The organism is Streptomyces sp. NPDC001617 (assembly GCF_053596855.1).
On record NZ_JBSFHA010000004.1, the window covers coordinates 33,743 to 48,645 of the forward strand.

At 71.0% G+C, this 14,903-nt stretch carries 14 protein-coding genes; 8 read left to right on the plus strand and 6 right to left on the minus strand.

The features are described from left to right. Positions 1 to 15: 15 nt before the first annotated feature. Positions 16 to 825 carry a PhzF family phenazine biosynthesis protein gene (locus tag ACWC09_RS04350; RefSeq protein ID WP_450848354.1) on the minus strand — a complete coding sequence of 270 codons (810 nt, stop codon included), beginning with the start codon at positions 823 to 825 and terminating at the stop codon, positions 16 to 18. Between the two features lie 153 nt (positions 826 to 978). On the opposite strand from ACWC09_RS04350, the gene ACWC09_RS04355 reads away from it, so the two are divergent. From ACWC09_RS04355 to ACWC09_RS04365, 3 genes are all read left to right on the plus strand, one after another. Then, positions 979 to 1,764 (plus strand): cyclase family protein, encoded by a 786-nt coding sequence (locus ACWC09_RS04355; RefSeq protein ID WP_450848356.1) that lies wholly within the window; start codon positions 979 to 981, stop codon positions 1,762 to 1,764. Next, a complete protein-coding gene (locus tag ACWC09_RS04360; protein WP_450848358.1) occupies positions 1,761 to 3,401 on the plus strand; it encodes a thiamine pyrophosphate-binding protein in 1,641 nt (546 codons plus the stop codon). The genes ACWC09_RS04355 and ACWC09_RS04360 overlap by 4 nt, the downstream gene beginning before the upstream one ends. 778 nt (positions 3,402 to 4,179) lie before the next feature. Next, the gene (locus ACWC09_RS04365) at positions 4,180 to 4,902 is read left to right on the plus strand and encodes a dienelactone hydrolase family protein (RefSeq protein ID WP_450848360.1); all 723 of its coding nucleotides are present in this window, start codon (positions 4,180 to 4,182) and stop codon (positions 4,900 to 4,902) included. A gap of 133 nt (positions 4,903 to 5,035) precedes the next feature. Here ACWC09_RS04365 and ACWC09_RS04370 read toward each other — a convergent pair whose 3' ends face one another. Beyond that, positions 5,036 to 5,932, minus strand: coding sequence for an aminoglycoside phosphotransferase family protein (locus tag ACWC09_RS04370; protein ID WP_450848362.1), 897 nt, complete (start codon positions 5,930 to 5,932; stop codon positions 5,036 to 5,038). A 522-nt stretch (positions 5,933 to 6,454) separates the two neighbouring features. Between ACWC09_RS04370 and ACWC09_RS04375 the strand changes: the two genes are divergently transcribed. Beyond that, on the plus strand, positions 6,455 to 7,099 hold the full coding sequence (locus ACWC09_RS04375) for a PadR family transcriptional regulator (RefSeq protein WP_450848364.1): 645 nt from the start codon (positions 6,455 to 6,457) through the stop codon (positions 7,097 to 7,099). A gap of 78 nt (positions 7,100 to 7,177) precedes the next feature. Here the strand turns inward: ACWC09_RS04375 and ACWC09_RS04380 are convergent, their stop codons facing one another. Next, positions 7,178 to 7,606 carry a type II toxin-antitoxin system Rv0910 family toxin gene (locus ACWC09_RS04380; protein ID WP_450848366.1) on the minus strand — a complete coding sequence of 143 codons (429 nt, stop codon included), beginning with the start codon at positions 7,604 to 7,606 and terminating at the stop codon, positions 7,178 to 7,180. A 369-nt stretch (positions 7,607 to 7,975) separates the two neighbouring features. Between ACWC09_RS04380 and ACWC09_RS04385 the strand changes: the two genes are divergently transcribed. From ACWC09_RS04385 to ACWC09_RS04395, 3 genes are all read left to right on the plus strand, one after another. Further along, positions 7,976 to 8,539, plus strand: a complete 564-nt coding sequence (locus ACWC09_RS04385; protein WP_450848368.1) for a Clp protease N-terminal domain-containing protein — start codon at positions 7,976 to 7,978, stop codon at positions 8,537 to 8,539. A 397-nt stretch (positions 8,540 to 8,936) separates the two neighbouring features. After that, positions 8,937 to 9,950: an EamA family transporter gene (locus ACWC09_RS04390; protein ID WP_450848370.1), complete on the plus strand. Its 1,014-nt coding sequence runs from the start codon at positions 8,937 to 8,939 to the stop codon at positions 9,948 to 9,950. A 170-nt stretch (positions 9,951 to 10,120) separates the two neighbouring features. Further along, the gene (locus ACWC09_RS04395; protein ID WP_450848371.1) at positions 10,121 to 11,065 is read left to right on the plus strand and encodes a DMT family transporter; all 945 of its coding nucleotides are present in this window, start codon (positions 10,121 to 10,123) and stop codon (positions 11,063 to 11,065) included. A 72-nt stretch (positions 11,066 to 11,137) separates the two neighbouring features. Here the strand turns inward: ACWC09_RS04395 and ACWC09_RS04400 are convergent, their stop codons facing one another. Both ACWC09_RS04400 and ACWC09_RS04405 read right to left on the minus strand, forming a co-directional pair. After that, positions 11,138 to 11,767: an FMN-binding negative transcriptional regulator gene (locus ACWC09_RS04400; protein WP_450848373.1), complete on the minus strand. Its 630-nt coding sequence runs from the start codon at positions 11,765 to 11,767 to the stop codon at positions 11,138 to 11,140. Continuing rightward, positions 11,767 to 12,450 (minus strand): pyridoxamine 5'-phosphate oxidase family protein, encoded by a 684-nt coding sequence (locus ACWC09_RS04405; protein WP_450848375.1) that lies wholly within the window; start codon positions 12,448 to 12,450, stop codon positions 11,767 to 11,769. The genes ACWC09_RS04400 and ACWC09_RS04405 overlap by 1 nt, the downstream gene beginning before the upstream one ends. 66 nt (positions 12,451 to 12,516) lie before the next feature. Between ACWC09_RS04405 and ACWC09_RS04410 the strand changes: the two genes are divergently transcribed. Further along, positions 12,517 to 13,848: an aminotransferase class I/II-fold pyridoxal phosphate-dependent enzyme gene (locus ACWC09_RS04410; RefSeq protein ID WP_450848377.1), complete on the plus strand. Its 1,332-nt coding sequence runs from the start codon at positions 12,517 to 12,519 to the stop codon at positions 13,846 to 13,848. 39 nt (positions 13,849 to 13,887) lie between these two features. Here the strand turns inward: ACWC09_RS04410 and ACWC09_RS04415 are convergent, their stop codons facing one another. Continuing rightward, the gene (locus tag ACWC09_RS04415) at positions 13,888 to 14,886 is read right to left on the minus strand and encodes a DMT family transporter (protein WP_450848379.1); all 999 of its coding nucleotides are present in this window, start codon (positions 14,884 to 14,886) and stop codon (positions 13,888 to 13,890) included. Positions 14,887 to 14,903 lie beyond the last annotated feature (17 nt).

A 14,903-nucleotide genomic window follows, 5' to 3' on the forward strand; every position in this document is an offset into this window, starting at 1 on the left:
GGGGCTTTCGAAGCCCTACGCCAGCAGCTCGCCCTCGATGACCGTGACCGCGCGTCCGCTCAGCAGGGTGCGGTCGCCGCGCAGCTCCGTGCGGACGCGGCCGGAGCGCGGCGAAGCCTGCAGACCGGTGAGGACGGAGCGGCCGAGGCGCTCGGACCAGAAGGGGGCCAGCGCCGTATGGGCACTGCCGGTGACGGGGTCCTCGTCGATGCCGACGTTCGGGAAGAAGCACCGGGAGACGAAGTCGTATCCCCGGGCGGGGTCCTCGGCGCGGGCGGTGGCGATGATGCCGCGGGCCGAGTAGGCGCCGAGGGCCCTGATATCAGGGCTCAGGCCATGGATCGTCTTCTCGTCGGCCAGCTCCACCACCAGGTCGCCGACGTTCGGTCCGGTGTCGAAGGCGGAGAGCGGTTCGGCGCCCAGGGCCTCGGCGACCCCCTCCGGGATCTCGACCGCCGTCAGCGGGGCGGTCGGGAAGTCCAGCGTGATCGACCCGTCCGCCTCGGGCGTCGCCACCAGCACACCGCTGCGGGTGGTGAACCGCACGGTGCCCTCGTGGGCGCCCGTGGTGTGCAGCACGTGGGCCGTGGCGAGCGTGGCGTGGCCGCACAGGGCGACCTCGGCCGCGGGCGTGAACCAGCGCAGTGCCCAGTCGGCCGCACCGCCCTCGGGCAGCGGGTGCGCGAACGCCGTCTCCGCGTGGTTCACCTCCAGGGCGATCTTCTGCAGCCGGTCGTCGTCCGGGAAGGAGTCGAGGAGCAGCACACCGGCGGGGTTGCCGGAGAAGGCACGGTCGGTGAACGCGTCGACGATTCGGATTCGCATGGTTCCGACGCTAGGACGCGGTGGCCTGTTCGACCAAGGCCAATGACCGGACACTGGACTGATTTGGGTGGCGCGCACCTCCGCTTGGCGGCCCACGGCTGACACCCTGTACAGGCCAGGTGTTGACAGTTCAGCCCCGCCCAGGAGGCCGTCATGTCCCAGCCGTCCGTGCTCGCCGCCCTGCTGTCCGGGCTGCGAAGCGGCTCCATCGAGGTCGTCGACCTCACGTCGCCGCTGTCCTCGTCCACACCGGTGATCCAGCTGCCGCCCCCCTTCGGCCAGACCCAGATCTTCGAACTGGAGGAGATCAGCCGCTACGACGACCGGGGCCCGGCCTGGTACTGGAACAACTTCCGCACCGGCGAGCACACGGGCACCCACTTCGACGCCCCCGTCCACTGGGTCACCGGCAAGGACCTCGCCGACGTGGCGTCGGTCCCGGCGGGCCGCCTGATCGCACCGGCGGCCGTACTGGACTTCTCCGAGCAGGCCGCCAAGGACCACGACTTCCTCGTCGAGGTGGACCACATCAAATCCTGGGAAGCCGTCAACGGCCCCCTCCCCGAAGGCGGTTGGCTGCTGCTGCGCACCGGCTGGGACGCCCGCTCCGAGTCGCAGGAGGAGTTCCTCAACGCCGACGAGAACGGCCCGCACACGCCGGGCCTCTCCCCGGAGTGCGCGCGCTGGGTCGCCGAGGAGGCACCGGTGATCGGCTTCGGCACGGAGACGGTCGGCACGGACGCCGGCCGGGCCCACTCCTTCGACCCGGCGTTCCCCTGCCACTCCTATCTCCTGGGCGCCGGCAAGTACGGCCTCACCCAGCTCCAGAACCTCGCGACCCTGCCCGCGACCGGCGCCGTCGTCATCGCCGGCCCGCTGCCCATCGTCAGCGGCTCCGGCGCCCCGGCCCGGGTACTCGCCCTGGTGGAGCGGTCGTGAAGGTCGCCGAAGCCGTCGGACGGGCGCTCACCGCGGCCGGGGTCGACCACGTCTTCGGCGTCGTCGGCTCGGGCAACTTCCACTTCACCAACGCCATGGTGGCCGCGGGCGCCCGCTTCGTCGCCGCCCGGCACGAGGGCGGCGCGGCGACCATGGCCGACGCCTACGCCCGCACCGGCGGCACGGTCGCCGCGCTCAGCCTCCACCAGGGCCCGGGCCTGACCAACGCCCTCACCGGCATCACCGAGGCCGCCAAGAGCCGTACGCCGCTGCTGGTGCTGGCGGCCGAGGCGACCGCGCAAAGGTCCAACTTCCGTATCGACCAGGCCGTGTTGGCACATTCGGTCGGCGCCCTGAGTGCCCGTGTGACAACAGCGCACGACGCGGTCGACCAGGCCCGTGCCGCTCTGCGCCGGGCCCGCCACGAACGCCGTACGGTCCTGCTCAACCTCCCGCTGGAGGTACAGGCTCTGGACGTGCCCGAGGGCGTGTCGCTGGACGCCGTACCCCTGCCGGACCCGGAACAGGCCGAGCCGTCTCAGAAGGGGGTGACCGATCTCGTACGGGCCCTGGAAGCCTCCCGGCGCCCGGTCTTCGTGGCCGGCCGAGGCGCCCGCACGCCTGCCGCCCGCGACGCCCTGACCTCCCTCGCCGACCGGTACGGCGCCCTGCTCGCGACCTCGGCCGTCGCCCGCGGCCTGTTCCACGACAGCCCCTGGTCGCTCGATGTGTCCGGCGGCTTCGCCTCGCCCCTCGCGACCGAACTGATCCAGGGCGCCGACCTGATCGTCGGCTGGGGATGCGCGCTGAACATGTGGACCATGCGGCACGGCAGTCTGATCGGCCCGGACGCGACCGTCGTACAGATCGACGAGGACCCGGAGGCGCTCGGCGCGCATCGCCCGATCGACCTCGGCGTCCACGGCGACGTGGAGCGCACGGCACGGCGGGCTTCGGAGGCGGGCGGAGCGGCGCGCGCGGGGTACCGGACCCCCGAGGTTTCCGGTGCCCTCGCCGCTCGGGGGCGGTGGCGGGACGTGCCGTACGAGGACGAGAGCACCCGGGAGCGGATCGACCCGCGCACGCTGAGCACCGCGCTCGACGAGATCCTCCCGGCCGAGCGGGTCGTCGGCGTGGACTCGGGGAACTTCATGGGCTACCCGAGCGCGTATCTCTCCGTCCCGGACCACAACGGCTTCTGCTTCACCCAGGCCTTCCAGTCGATCGGCCTGGGCCTCGCGACGACGATCGGCGCGGCGCTCGCGCAACCGGACCGGCTGCCGGTGGCGGTACTGGGCGACGGCGGTGCGCTGATGAGCGCCGTGGAACTGGACACGGTGCGCCGCCTCGGGCTGCCGATGGTGGTCGTCGTCCACAACGACGAGGGCTACGGCGCCGAGGTGCACCACTTCGGCCCCGACGGGTTCCCGCTGGACACGGTCACCTTCCCGGAGACGGACATCGCCGCCGTCGCCCGAGGCTACGGCTTCGAGGCGGTGACCGTGCGCACGCGCGCCGATCTCAAGGCGGTGGCGGACTGGGTCGCCGGGCCACGCTCTGCGCCGCTGCTGGTGGACGCCAAGGTGACCCGGGAGCACGGTGCCTGGTGGCTGGAGGAGGCGTTCCGAGGGCACTGAGACGGCCCCGCGGCCCCAAGTGGGGCCGGGGCAGGGCGGCTTACGGTCCGGCCGCCGCGCTGTGCAGGTTCTTCGGGGCCAGAGCGAGGCCTTCGGTCTGGGAGTGGGTGGCGTCGATGGCGACGAACTACCAAGTGGGGCGTGGCCTCCCGGTGGCAGGGCATCGACGTCATCGCCTCCATCAAGTGGCTCGGTCCGCTGGTCTTCCACGCCGCCGCGAAGGGCACGCCAATGCGGTGATCGCTCCGCTGCTCAGGCTGCCGGAGCTGCCGGTGGCCGAACTGCCCGATGTGCCGCAGGAGTTCGAGGCCGGCGCGCTGAACTGGAAGACGCGAGCCCTCGTCCGGGCCGCGGCAGGCCGCCCGTTCATCTGGGGTCGACGACTCGATCACCGACCTCGATCGCGCGTGGGTGACGACGCACCACCCAGCGGGCGCTCTCCTCCATCGCGTCGATGCCATGACCGGCCTTGTCGAAGCGGACTTCGCGGTCATCGGCGACCGGCTGCGAGCCTGAGGCGGCCGTAACTGTCCTGTCCCAACGAAGTTGTCGGCCGAGTCGGAGGCACAGTGGCTCTGCGGCATCCGGCCACGGAGCCTCCGCGAAAACCCGTTGGTGGACCACGGCGACCACTGCTACTTTTCCGGAGGCCGTGCGAGAGAACGAGGAGGTGGTACCCGTGAACGCAGTATCGACATGGGTGCTCCCCTCCGGGGCCACGGTCGGGCGATAGGTCGTCCGGGAGCGCCGTTCGCGAGCACTCCCGAAAGGCACGACCATGCGATTCACTTCCGAGCAGCGCCTCGACGACGGCGTCCTCGAACGCGAGTTCACCCTCGGCGAGATCCCCGGCACCCTGTGGACGCCTGAATCCGCCGCACCGGCCCCGCTGATCCTGATGGCCCACAACAACGGCCTGCCCAAGAGGGAAGCCCGGCTGGTGGCCCGGGCACGGCACACCGCGGCGTACGGCTACGCCGTGGCCACCATCGACGCCGTCGGGTGCGGCGACCGGCCCCGCTCCGCCGCCGACGAGCAGGCCCGCGCCGACCTCCGCCGGGCGATGCAGGCCGGTGAGCCGGTCGACGAGATCTTCGAGTCCTTCGTCGGCCCGCTGGTCGAAAGGGCGGTCCCGGAATGGCGGACCACCCTGGACGCCCTCCTCGCGCTGCGCGAGATCGGCGGCCCGGTCGGGTACTCGGGGTGGACCGCCCTCGGCATTCGGCTGGCGGTGGCCGAACCGCGCATCGCGGCCGCCGGTTTCTTCGCCGGGGGTTACGTGCCCCGCGCCCAGCGCGAGGAGGCCCGGCAGGTCACCATTCCGCTGCTGCTCCTGCTGCAGTGGGACGACGAAGGGAACCCTCGGCAGCGGGCCTTGGACCTGTTCGACGCCTTCGGCACCAAGGAGAAGACGCTGCACGCCAATCTGGGCGGGCACCTCGGCACCCCGTGGTTCGAGCGGGAGGACGGGGACCGGTTCTTCAGCCGGCACCTGAAGTGAGGCCGGGCCGTCAGGCCGACAGCAGCCGGTAGGCGGTGTCGGCCCGGCCACCGCTCATCGAGGACAGGTCCCGGCCCTCCTCGATTTGCGGCGGCCGGGCCGGGGTTTGTCACGGCCTCCGATCGGGGCGACGTCACTCCATCGACTCCAGAATGCGGTCGAGTGTCCGGCGCCCCATTCTGCTCATCGTCGGATTGCTCTCGACGTAGTACCAGACAACGCCCATCGCCTGTTCGAACGCCCATGCCTTGCCGCGCTCCCACTCCAGATCGTCACAGGCCAGTGTCCGCCGGAGCACTTCCCGCGGGCCCGGCTGCAACAGATGCCAGGCACTGACCAGATCCAGCGCGGGGTCGGCCGGGCCGAAGCCGCCGGTGTCGAGTACGCCGCTGAGCCGGTCTCCCGCGACCAGTACATTGCCGGGAATCAAGTCACCGTGGCTCATCACGTCGGCCTGCGTGCGTGGCAGCTCCCGAAAGTGGCTCCACACCTGGCGTAGCCGGGGCACGTCGAGCAGCCCTTCACTCTCCTCGAAGCACTTCGCCATCCAATCGTCGTGGTGAGCGAGAACGCCGCCACGACTTTCGCCGCTGAAAAGCCGACCCCGCGTCTCGGCGCCCCGCAGGACTGCGATGAAGGCCGCAAGGTCCTCGGCAAAAACGTCCGACCCACTCGGGTCGGCATCAGAGGCGATCGTTCCCGGCAGCCATGTCTGGACCGACCACGGCATGGGGTAACCCGCTCCAGGCTTTCCCAAGGCGACGGGTTGCGGGGCGGGGAACCGAGACACCTGTGCCAGCTCCGCGCTCGCCTGGGCTTCCTGTTCCAGAACCGCCAGCGCCTCGGCAGCATCGGCCAGACGCAGTGGAAAACGCGCGGAGAGGTCGTTCCCGATGCGGAAGATGGCGTTGACGGTCCCGGTCGACGACAGGCGTTGGATCGCCTTGCCGCTCCACTGAGGGAACTGTTCCTGGATCAAGGTCGCAACGATTTCGGTGGTCACGTCCACTTGGTCGTTGTGCATGGTCATCTCTCGGAGGCTCTTCTTCCGCTAGTCCCATCCGAAACGCCGGAAGCACACCGGATCAACTGAGACGACAGCCAGTATTCACACGCCAAGGTCCGGATCAACTGAGATTTTCGGTCACCCAGGCGTCTCAGGGAGACGTCCTCAGCGATGAGGGTGGGCTGGCAGGAGTCCTGGGTCCAGGCACGTCCGTCCGTCACTCACACGCTTCGAAGGCCGAGCGTGTGGGCGGCAGCGATGTCGGCTTCCGGTCTTCCGGATCTTCGCCTCCTGCTGGACGGTGCGCCCGTTGGTGACGATGACGCGAACCCGGCCGTCTGCCATCTGTTTCGTCCGCCAGATGATGAATCCGATCGTCCTCGACGACGCTTCGGTGTTCTCGGCGACCGCCCGTCGCATGGCGGCGCATCCGGCAGCAGCGTGAGACAGGACGGCCCTCTTGTCCGGCAGGGGCTTGCCATGCGAACTATTCCGATATATCGTTGACGCATCGCGACAGATCAACGATGGAATGGAGTGATTGCGATGCGTTCCCATGGATTCGAACGTGGACACGGTGGACCTGGCCCTCGTGGTGGCCGGGGTGGTTTCGAAGGTCGGCGTGGTGCCTTCGGTCCCTTCGGGCCGGGTGGTCCCGGCGGTGGCCCGGGTGGTCCGGGCTTCGGCTTCGGCGGACCCGGATTCGGTCCGGGGCCCTGGGGGCCACGAGGGCGTGGCGGACCGAGGGGAAGGGCGCGGCGTGGTGACGTACGTGCCTCGATCCTCGCCCTGCTCAAGGACCGGCCGATGCACGGCTACGAGATGATCCAGGAGATCGCCGAGCGCAGCGGCGGGGCGTGGAAGCCCAGTCCCGGCTCGGTGTACCCCACCCTCCAACTACTGGAGGACGAGGGCCTGATCACCAGCGCGAGCGAGGGCGGCAAGAAGCTCTTCTCGCTCACCGACTCCGGCCGCACCGCGGCCGACGAGGGCCCGGACGCGCCCTGGGAGGAAGCCTCCCGCGGCATCGACTTCGAGGCGCTCGGTGAGATCCGGCAGGCCGGCTTCGGTCTGATGGAGGCCTTCGGCCAGGTCTGGAAGACCGGCAGCAAGGAGCAGCGCGAGAAGGCGCTGACCGTCATCAACGAGGCCCGCAAGAAGCTGTACCTGATCCTCGCAGACGAGGACTGACCGGGACCGGCGGCCTCCCCGCCGTACGAAAAGGCGCCCCGTGGAGCGATCCGCGGGGCGCCTTCCCGTGTCCGGTGGTCAGGACACCAGCCCGGCGAGTTTCCGCAGCGACTCGTTCAGGGCGGCGGTCCCCGAGTCCTTGAGCTTGCCCGCCATCAGCGTGACCGCGGCGCCCGTGAACTCGCCGTCGATGCGGACCTTCGTGGCGTCGCCGTCGGGGGTCAGGGTGTAGCGCGTGGCCAGGCTCACGGCCATCGGGCCCTTGCCCTTGATGACGAAGACCCGGGCCGGTTCCAGTTCCGCGATGGTCCACTCGACCTCGGCCGGGAAGCCCATCAGCTTCATGTTCTCCTGGAAGGTCCCGCCCACTTCGAGTGCCGTCGGACCGCCCTGCGGAAAGCTGGTGTGGGTGGCGTTCCACTCGCCGTACGCGGGCCAGTCCGTGAGCTGCGCCCACACCTTCTCGGCCGGCGCCTCGATCCGTGCCTCCGCGCTGATTTCGGGCATGCGACCACCTCTTCGTGTCGGGCTGTGGTGTCGCGGAACGTAGCCGCAGGGCCTGGAACATTCAATACTGATGAACCGTCAGAAAATGTGAGTGTTCCGGTCGGTCGTGGATGCCTGAGCCGAAGGTGCCCCCGTCGTGGCAGTGCCAGGCGTCCCGGAACAGGTCGGCGGGCACCTGTTGGGCGTGCGACGGAGCGCTGCGGTTGCGCGCCGGGCGCACGGCAAGGGGGCGCGCGCCCCTCCGGGTAAAGCGGCCTGATGTCATCCGCAAGGAGGAGATTCCGGCGTACGGAGTCCACTCTGTGTGGGACCCCGAAATGCTTCCCTTCGGGGATGACGGGAGGCGGCGGGACTGATGGGGTGGGGGATGTGCAACCCCGTATCCCCCGGCAGCAAGTCGGTGAGCAGGCCGTGGGGCCCCGTCAGGACAACGATGCCAGGCTCAGTGCCGAGCTGGCAGCGGTGGTCTCCGGTGCCCGCCGTCGGGCGCTGCGCGACGGGGACCGGCAGATCGACACGGCTCATCTGCTGCACTCGCTCCTCGAGTACGACACCGAGGCGCGCACCGTCTTCGGAGAGGGGCCCGAGATCGCCCGGCTGCTCGGCTACCTCGTCCAGCGCAGCATCGGCTACGGCCTGCGCTGGCAGGGCTCGGTCGAGGACTCCGGCGCGGTCCCCGTGGTGACGGAGGCGGACGGCTTCTCGCCGCTGGCCGCGGGCGCCATGGAGTGCGCCCACGCGCTCGCCGCAGCCCGAGGCGACGACGCGGCGCTCGGCGTCGACCTCCTCGCCGCGATCGTCCTCGACCGCCAGGCCCGGGCCGTCGAGGTCCTGGACCGCGCCGGCATCGACCCGCACGAGGTGCTCGCCCGGATCGAGGACGCCCTGACCGAGACCGGATGGTCGGACCGCTGGGACGCATCGGGACGCTGAGGCGCCCGCGACTCACCGGGTCCCGTCCGGCCCGCCGCCGCGGCGCCGTTCGGGCTGTGGAGGCGGCTCCGGCCGCCGGGCACGTTCTGGAGACCGGCCGGGGCCGGTTCGGCCCAAGGGCGTGGCTTCGGCCGTCGGTCGGGGCCGCCCATCGGCCAGCCGCTGCCGCACGCGCGGCGGTCGGCCGGGTCCGGCGCCCGGGGGAGTTCCCGCCGCTCCACTCACGCCGGGGCCGGCGGTCGACCGCCGGCCCCGGCCCCAGCTGCTGCCGTGCCCGCGCTCCCCGGTGCGGCCAGTGAGTCCTCGGCATCCAGCACCCGACGCTTCGACCTCACTCCGTCCAGCCGGTGAGACAGGTGCCAATGGGGGTGACGCTCCTGTCATCGCCTGTCATCATGTGCCGGTGCAGACGTCAGAGAGCAGTCGGAGTGGGACGAGCGGGCCGGGCAAGGGCGTCGGGCTCGGGCTTGCGCTGCTGTCCGCCGTGGCCTTCGGGGGGTCCGGGGTCGCGGCCAAGCCGTTGATCGAGGCCGGCCTCGACCCGCTGCACGTGGTGTGGCTGCGGGTGACCGGCGCGGCGCTGGTGATGCTGCCGGTGGCCGTGCGGCACCGGGCCCTCGTGCGGCGACGGCCCGCCCTGCTCGCCGGGTTCGGTCTGCTCGCCGTCGCCGGTGTGCAGGCCTGCTACTTCGGCGCGATATCCCGGATACCCGTCGGCGTCGCGCTGCTCGTGGAGTACCTCGCGCCCGCCCTCGTCCTCGGCTGGGTGCGGTTCGTGCAGCGACGCCCGGTGACCCGGGCCGCCGCGCTCGGAGTGGCCCTCGCCGTCGGCGGTCTCGCCTGCGTCGTCGAGGTGTGGTCGGGGTTGAGCTTCGACGCACTCGGCCTGCTGCTCGCGCTCGCCGCCGCCTGCTGTCAGGTCGGCTACTTCGTCCTGTCCGACCAGGGCAGCGACGCCGGCGACGACGCCCCGGACCCGCTCGGCGTCATCGCCTACGGCCTGCTCATCGGTGCCCTGATCCTGACCGTCGTGGCCCGCCCCTGGACCATGGACTGGTCGGTGCTGACCGGCTCCGCGCGGATGAACGGCACTCCCGTCGCCGCCGGTCTCCTGCTGGGCTGGATCGTGCTCGTCGCCACCGTCCTCGCCTACGTCACCGGTGTGCTGTCGGTCCGTCGCCTCTCCCCGCAGGTCGCGGGCGTCGTGGCCTGTCTCGAAGCGGTCGTCGCGACCGTGCTGGCCTGGGTGCTGCTCGGCGAGCACCTCTCCGCGCCGCAGATCGTCGGTGGCGTGGTCGTCCTGGTGGGCGCGTTCATCGCCCAGTCCTCCGCACCCGCGAAGGGCTCGCCGGAGCCGGTGGCCGGCGGCGGCCCGGAAAGGTATTTGTCTCGCCGCGGAACCTCCGCCTAGTCTGCCGATCGTGCCTTCGACGCTCGTTCTTCCGCCCCCCGCCGCCTGAGGCGGGCCCTCCGGAATCCACGCCCGGCAGTCTGCCGGGCTGAACGGTGCTGCCCGCAGAAGCAGTCCACGGTCCTGGTCGTCCAGGACCACTTCCGACCTTCTGCACTGCGGAGACACTCGTGTCGAATGCTGCTTTCGGCCTGCCCGTCGGGCGAGGCCTGCTCTGTCTGATCGTCGCCGGTGCCGCCTGGGGCACCGCGGGCGCGGCCGCCTCCCTGGTCTACCGGACCAGTGACCTCGGCCCGATCGCCCTCTCCTTCTGGCGCTGCGCGATCGCCCTGGTCCTGCTGCTCGTCGCCCGCCTCCTGCGCCGCCCGCGCGTCCGCCCCGGCGTGACCCGACCGCTCGGCCGCAGGACCTGGCGTGCCGTCGTCACCGGCGTCGGGCTGGCCGTGTTCCAGACGGCGTACTTCGCGGCCGTGGAGGCCACCGGCCTGGCCGTGGGCACGGTGGTGACGCTCGGCGCCGGCCCGGTGCTGATCGCCGTCGGTGCCCGCGTCACCCTGGGGGAGCGGCTCGGCCGGGGTGGCGTGGCCGCCGTCGCCGGAGCGCTCGCCGGCCTCGCGATCCTCGTCCTCGGCAGTGGCGGCGCGGCCGTACGCCCGTGGGGTGTGCTGCTCGCGCTGTTGTCCGCGGCCGGGTACTGCGTGCTGACCCTGCTCACCCGCTGGTGGGGCCGACGCGGCGAGGCGGACGCCTCGGACACGTCCGTAGGGGCCTTCGCGGTGACCGCGCTCTGCCTCCTGCCCTTCGCCCTGTCCGAGGGCCTGGTCCCGCACACCGCCGACCCGGTCCGCACGCTCTGGCTGCTGGCGTACATCGCGGCCGTCCCCACGGCCCTCGCCTACGCGCTCTACTTCGCGGGCGCGGCGGTGGTCCGCTCGGCCACCGTGTCCGTGATCATGCTGCTGGAGCCGGTCGGCGCGGCGGTCCTGGCCGTCGTCCTGCTGGGTGAACACCTCACCGCGGCAACCCTGTTGGGCACCCTGGTGATGCTCGGCTCGGTGGCGGGCCTGGCGCTCGCGGAGGCGCGCGGCGCGGCTCGGGAACCGGTGCGCGCGTAACAACGAAACGAGAGGGGCCCTCCCCCGTAGGGCCCCTCTCCACAATGATCTGCGTCTGAACGGGAGTTGATGTCACGCCCCGCGTCTGCGCGACAGATGCCGGAGCGCGGCGGCATCACGCGGACCGCCCCGCTCGGCCAGCCCCTCCGCGACCCGCTCCTGCACCTCGGGCTTGCGCCCCGCGTACTTGAACTTCGCCCGTACGTCGACGACTTCGAGCCGTACCCCGCGCAGACCGGAGAGCATCCTGCCGAACGGCACCTCGCCCACCGCCACTTCGGCCGAGCCGCCCTCCGGCTGGAAGTGCCCCAGCATGAGGGTGAGCAACGCGGCCTTCTCCGCCGGATCGTCCACCACCTGGGCGCGGCAACGGAGTTGGACCGCCGTGTAGTAGCTCGTCGGCGTCCCGTGCTCGGCAGGCTCGTCCGGCATGGCCTGCCAGTACCCGGGGGCGTACACATAGTCGTCGACCACGCTCAGCAGCACGTCCGGGTTGGCCTCCAGTGCGGGCCACACCGGGTTGGGCCGCGCGAGGTGGGCGAGGACCTCGCCGCGCTCGGCGTCGTGGAGGAAGTGCAGCGGCTGCACGAACGGTGCCTCGCCGGGCAGGCCGTTGACGGCGAGCTGGCCGAAGTCATGTGTGCCGAGCCACTCCTGCCACTCGGTGTCGTCGCGCGCCGCGTCCCACGGATGGATCAGCATCACGGCACCGCCAGATAGCCGGGAACCTCGATACCGGGGGCCAGGTCAGCGTCGGCGACCGGGACTTCGTACCCCTTGCGCAGCGGGACGACCCCCGCCCAGTGGGGGAGGGACAGGTCCTCGGGGTCGTCGTTCACACCGCCCGTGCGGAGCTTGGCGGAGACCTCGTTCAGGTCGAGCCGGATCACCGCGGTCGCGGCCAGCTCCTTCTTGTTCGCGGGCCGCGAGTCGGCCGCCCGCCCCGGCACTACATGGTCGACCAGCGCGTCCAGCGCCGCCCGCTTCTCCTCGGGGTCGGTCACATCGTGGGCCACACCGTGCACCACCACGGACCGGTAGTTGATCGAGTGATGGAAGGCCGAACGGGCCAGGACCAGGGCATCGACATGCGTGACCGTCAGACACACCGCAAGGCCCAGATCGGCCTGACCGGTCATCCGCAACGGACGCGACCCGGTGGAGCCGTGCACGTACAGCCGATCACCCACCCGCCCGTACAAGGTGGGCAGCACCACCGGCGCACCGTCCCTCATGAAGCCCAGGTGGCAGACGAACCCCTCGTCGAGTATCGAGTGCACCAGCTCCTTGTCGTACGACGCCCGGTCCGCGGAGCGGGTGGGCACGGTGCGGTCGGTCGGCGTGTAGGCGGCAGTGTGCGAGGTGGGCTGGGCGGTCCCCTGCATGTGGGTCTCCATGGCTCTGCGTCCGGCGTCTTGCGATGTTGATTGCACTAGTGCATAATCTTCTTTGTGCTAGGAGGATATCGGATCGAAGGGCGACGCGCAGCGGAGATTGCGGCGAGCGTCGAGCGTGCGGTGGGTTCCGGCGACCTTGAGCCGGGTCAACTGCTTCCACCCATGCGGGAGTTGGCGGTCGAGCTGGAAGTGAATCCGAACACGGTCGCGTCCGCGTACCGCATCCTGCGGGAGCGCGGGGTGATCGAGACCGCCGGCCGCCGGGGCAGCCGAGTGCGCTCGAAGCCGGCCACGACCGGCCGCGAGTACATCCGGATGGACGTCCCGGAGGGCGTACGGGACGTGGCCAACGGCAATCCCGACCCCGCGCTGCTCCCGTCACTGGCGAAGGCGTTCGCGGCGGCGGGAGAGCAGGGCGACCGCGAGCCGGTGCTGTACGGGGATGCCCTCGTGGAGCCGGAGCTGGAGCGCATCGCACGGGCCCGACTGGATGCCGACGGCGTACCGGACGGCCCCCTGACCGTCGCGTCCGGCTCGCTGGACGCCATCGAGCGCGTGCTGGCGGCCCATCTCAAGCCCGGCGACACGGTCGCCGTGGAGGACCCCGGCTGGGGCAGCCTGCTCGACCTGATCCCGGCGCTGGGGCTGCGTACGGCTCCGGTGGGCGTCGACGACGAGGGCCCATGCCCCGAAGACGTCCGACGGGCGCTGGAATCCGGCGCCCGAGCCCTGATCGTCACGGACCGCGCCCAGAACCCGACGGGCGCCGCGGTGACCGCTCCACGCGCGCGTGCCCTGCGCACGGTCCTCCGTGACCATCCCCAGACCCTCCTGATCGAGGACGACCACGGCCACGGCATCGTCGACCTCCCCCTCCACCCTCTGGCCGAGACCACCCACCACTGGGCCTTCGTCCGCTCGGTGGCCAAGGCCTACGGCCCCGACCTCCGTCTGGCGGTCCTCACCGGAGACGCGGTCACGGTCGACCGCGTCTCCGGCCGCCATCGCCTGGGGCCGGGCTGGGTCAGCCGCATCACGCAGCGGGCGGTGGTGAGGCTGTGGGCGGACGGCGCGCTGGACACGGAGGCGGTGGCGAGGACCTACCGGGAACGCCGGGACCTGCTCATCGCGGCGCTGGCAGAGCGTGGAGTGAAGGCCCATGGCCGAAGCGGCCTGAACGTCTGGATCCCGGTCCCGGACGAGACCGGCGCGGTGGCGCGGCTGCTGCACGCCGGGTGGGCGGTGGCGCCCGGAGCCCGTTTCAGGATGAGCGCCCCCTCCGGTATTCGGATCACGATTTCGACCCTCGCACCGGAAGAGGCAGCCCCTTTGGCGTACGCCGTAGCCCAGGCTTTGGGTCCATCGCCGACCCGGAACTATGTATAGCCGACCAGGGACCATGTGGAGAGGGGAACTGACACTCCTTCAGGGGCGCGGGGCCGTGTCGAATGCGCGGCTGCCGCCGCGGGAGCGCGACCAGCCACGACCAACCCGCAGCCGACCATCGTCCCGCGCCTGCGTAAGCGCCGCACCGGCCAACACGACAACCGCCCCCACCGGCGTCGACCAACTCAACGACTCCCCGAGAATCGCAACCCCCGCAGCGGTTGCGACCACCGGAATGAAATACGTGACCATCTGAGCCGTGGTCGGCCCGACCTCGGCGACCAACCCGTACTGGACCAGAACAGCGAGCCCCGTCCCCAGCGCCCCCAACGCGGCGATCGCGAGCAGCGGCACAACAGGGAAGCGACTCGGAACCGATGTGAACAGCGGTGTGACAACGGCCAGTTGCACCGTAGCCAACAACAACTGCGCACCGGTCAACGACAGATGCGAGTGGCTGGACCCCGCCAACGTCCGACGCACATAGATCCACCCGACCGGATAACTCAGCGACGCCAGCAACGCCATACCCGTCCCCGCCGCATCCAGCCCATGAAACCCCTCCCAGGCCCCGAGAACCGTCAGCACACCCAGAAACCCGACCCCCAAACCCGCGACCCGAACCCGAGTGGGCCGATCCTCGGACAGCGCGACCAACGACAGAACCATCCCCCACAACGGCGAGGTCGCATTGCAGATCCCCGCCAGCGTCGACGGAATCGTCAACTCGGAATACGCGAACAACGAGAACGGCAGCGCGTTCAACAGAAACGCGGCGACGGCCACATGCCCCCACGTCCGCACCCCACGAGGCAATCGCTCCCTCTTCAGGGCCATCGCCGGCGCGAGCACCCCCGTTCCGAACACCAGCCGTCCCAGCGTGACCTGGAACGGCGCATACCCCTCCGTGCCGACCTTGATGAGCAGAAAGCTGAAGCCCCAGATCAGCGAGAGCGCGCCGAAGCGCAGACGCCAGTCGAGGACGGGCCGGCCGGAGGCGGACGGTGCGGGGGCTCGGGTCGCGGTGACGCTGCTCATGATCACAACGATCCCCC

Excerpts from the sequence above, each read along its gene's own strand:
- ACWC09_RS04350 (WP_450848354.1), bottom strand. The coding sequence starts at position 825 with ATGCGAATCCGAATCGTCGACGCGTTCACCGACCGTGCCTTCTCCGGC.
- ACWC09_RS04375 (WP_450848364.1), top strand. The coding sequence starts at position 6,455 with ATGCGTTCCCATGGATTCGAACGTGGACACGGTGGACCTGGCCCTCGT.
- ACWC09_RS04370 (WP_450848362.1), bottom strand. The coding sequence starts at position 5,932 with ATGACCATGCACAACGACCAAGTGGACGTGACCACCGAAATCGTTGCG.
- ACWC09_RS04415 (WP_450848379.1), bottom strand. The coding sequence starts at position 14,886 with ATGAGCAGCGTCACCGCGACCCGAGCCCCCGCACCGTCCGCCTCCGGC.
- ACWC09_RS04365 (WP_450848360.1), top strand. The coding sequence starts at position 4,180 with ATGCGATTCACTTCCGAGCAGCGCCTCGACGACGGCGTCCTCGAACGC.
- ACWC09_RS04405 (WP_450848375.1), bottom strand. The coding sequence starts at position 12,450 with ATGCAGGGGACCGCCCAGCCCACCTCGCACACTGCCGCCTACACGCCG.
- ACWC09_RS04380 (WP_450848366.1), bottom strand. The coding sequence starts at position 7,606 with ATGCCCGAAATCAGCGCGGAGGCACGGATCGAGGCGCCGGCCGAGAAG.
- ACWC09_RS04355 (WP_450848356.1), top strand. The coding sequence starts at position 979 with ATGTCCCAGCCGTCCGTGCTCGCCGCCCTGCTGTCCGGGCTGCGAAGC.
- ACWC09_RS04400 (WP_450848373.1), bottom strand. The coding sequence starts at position 11,767 with ATGCTGATCCATCCGTGGGACGCGGCGCGCGACGACACCGAGTGGCAG.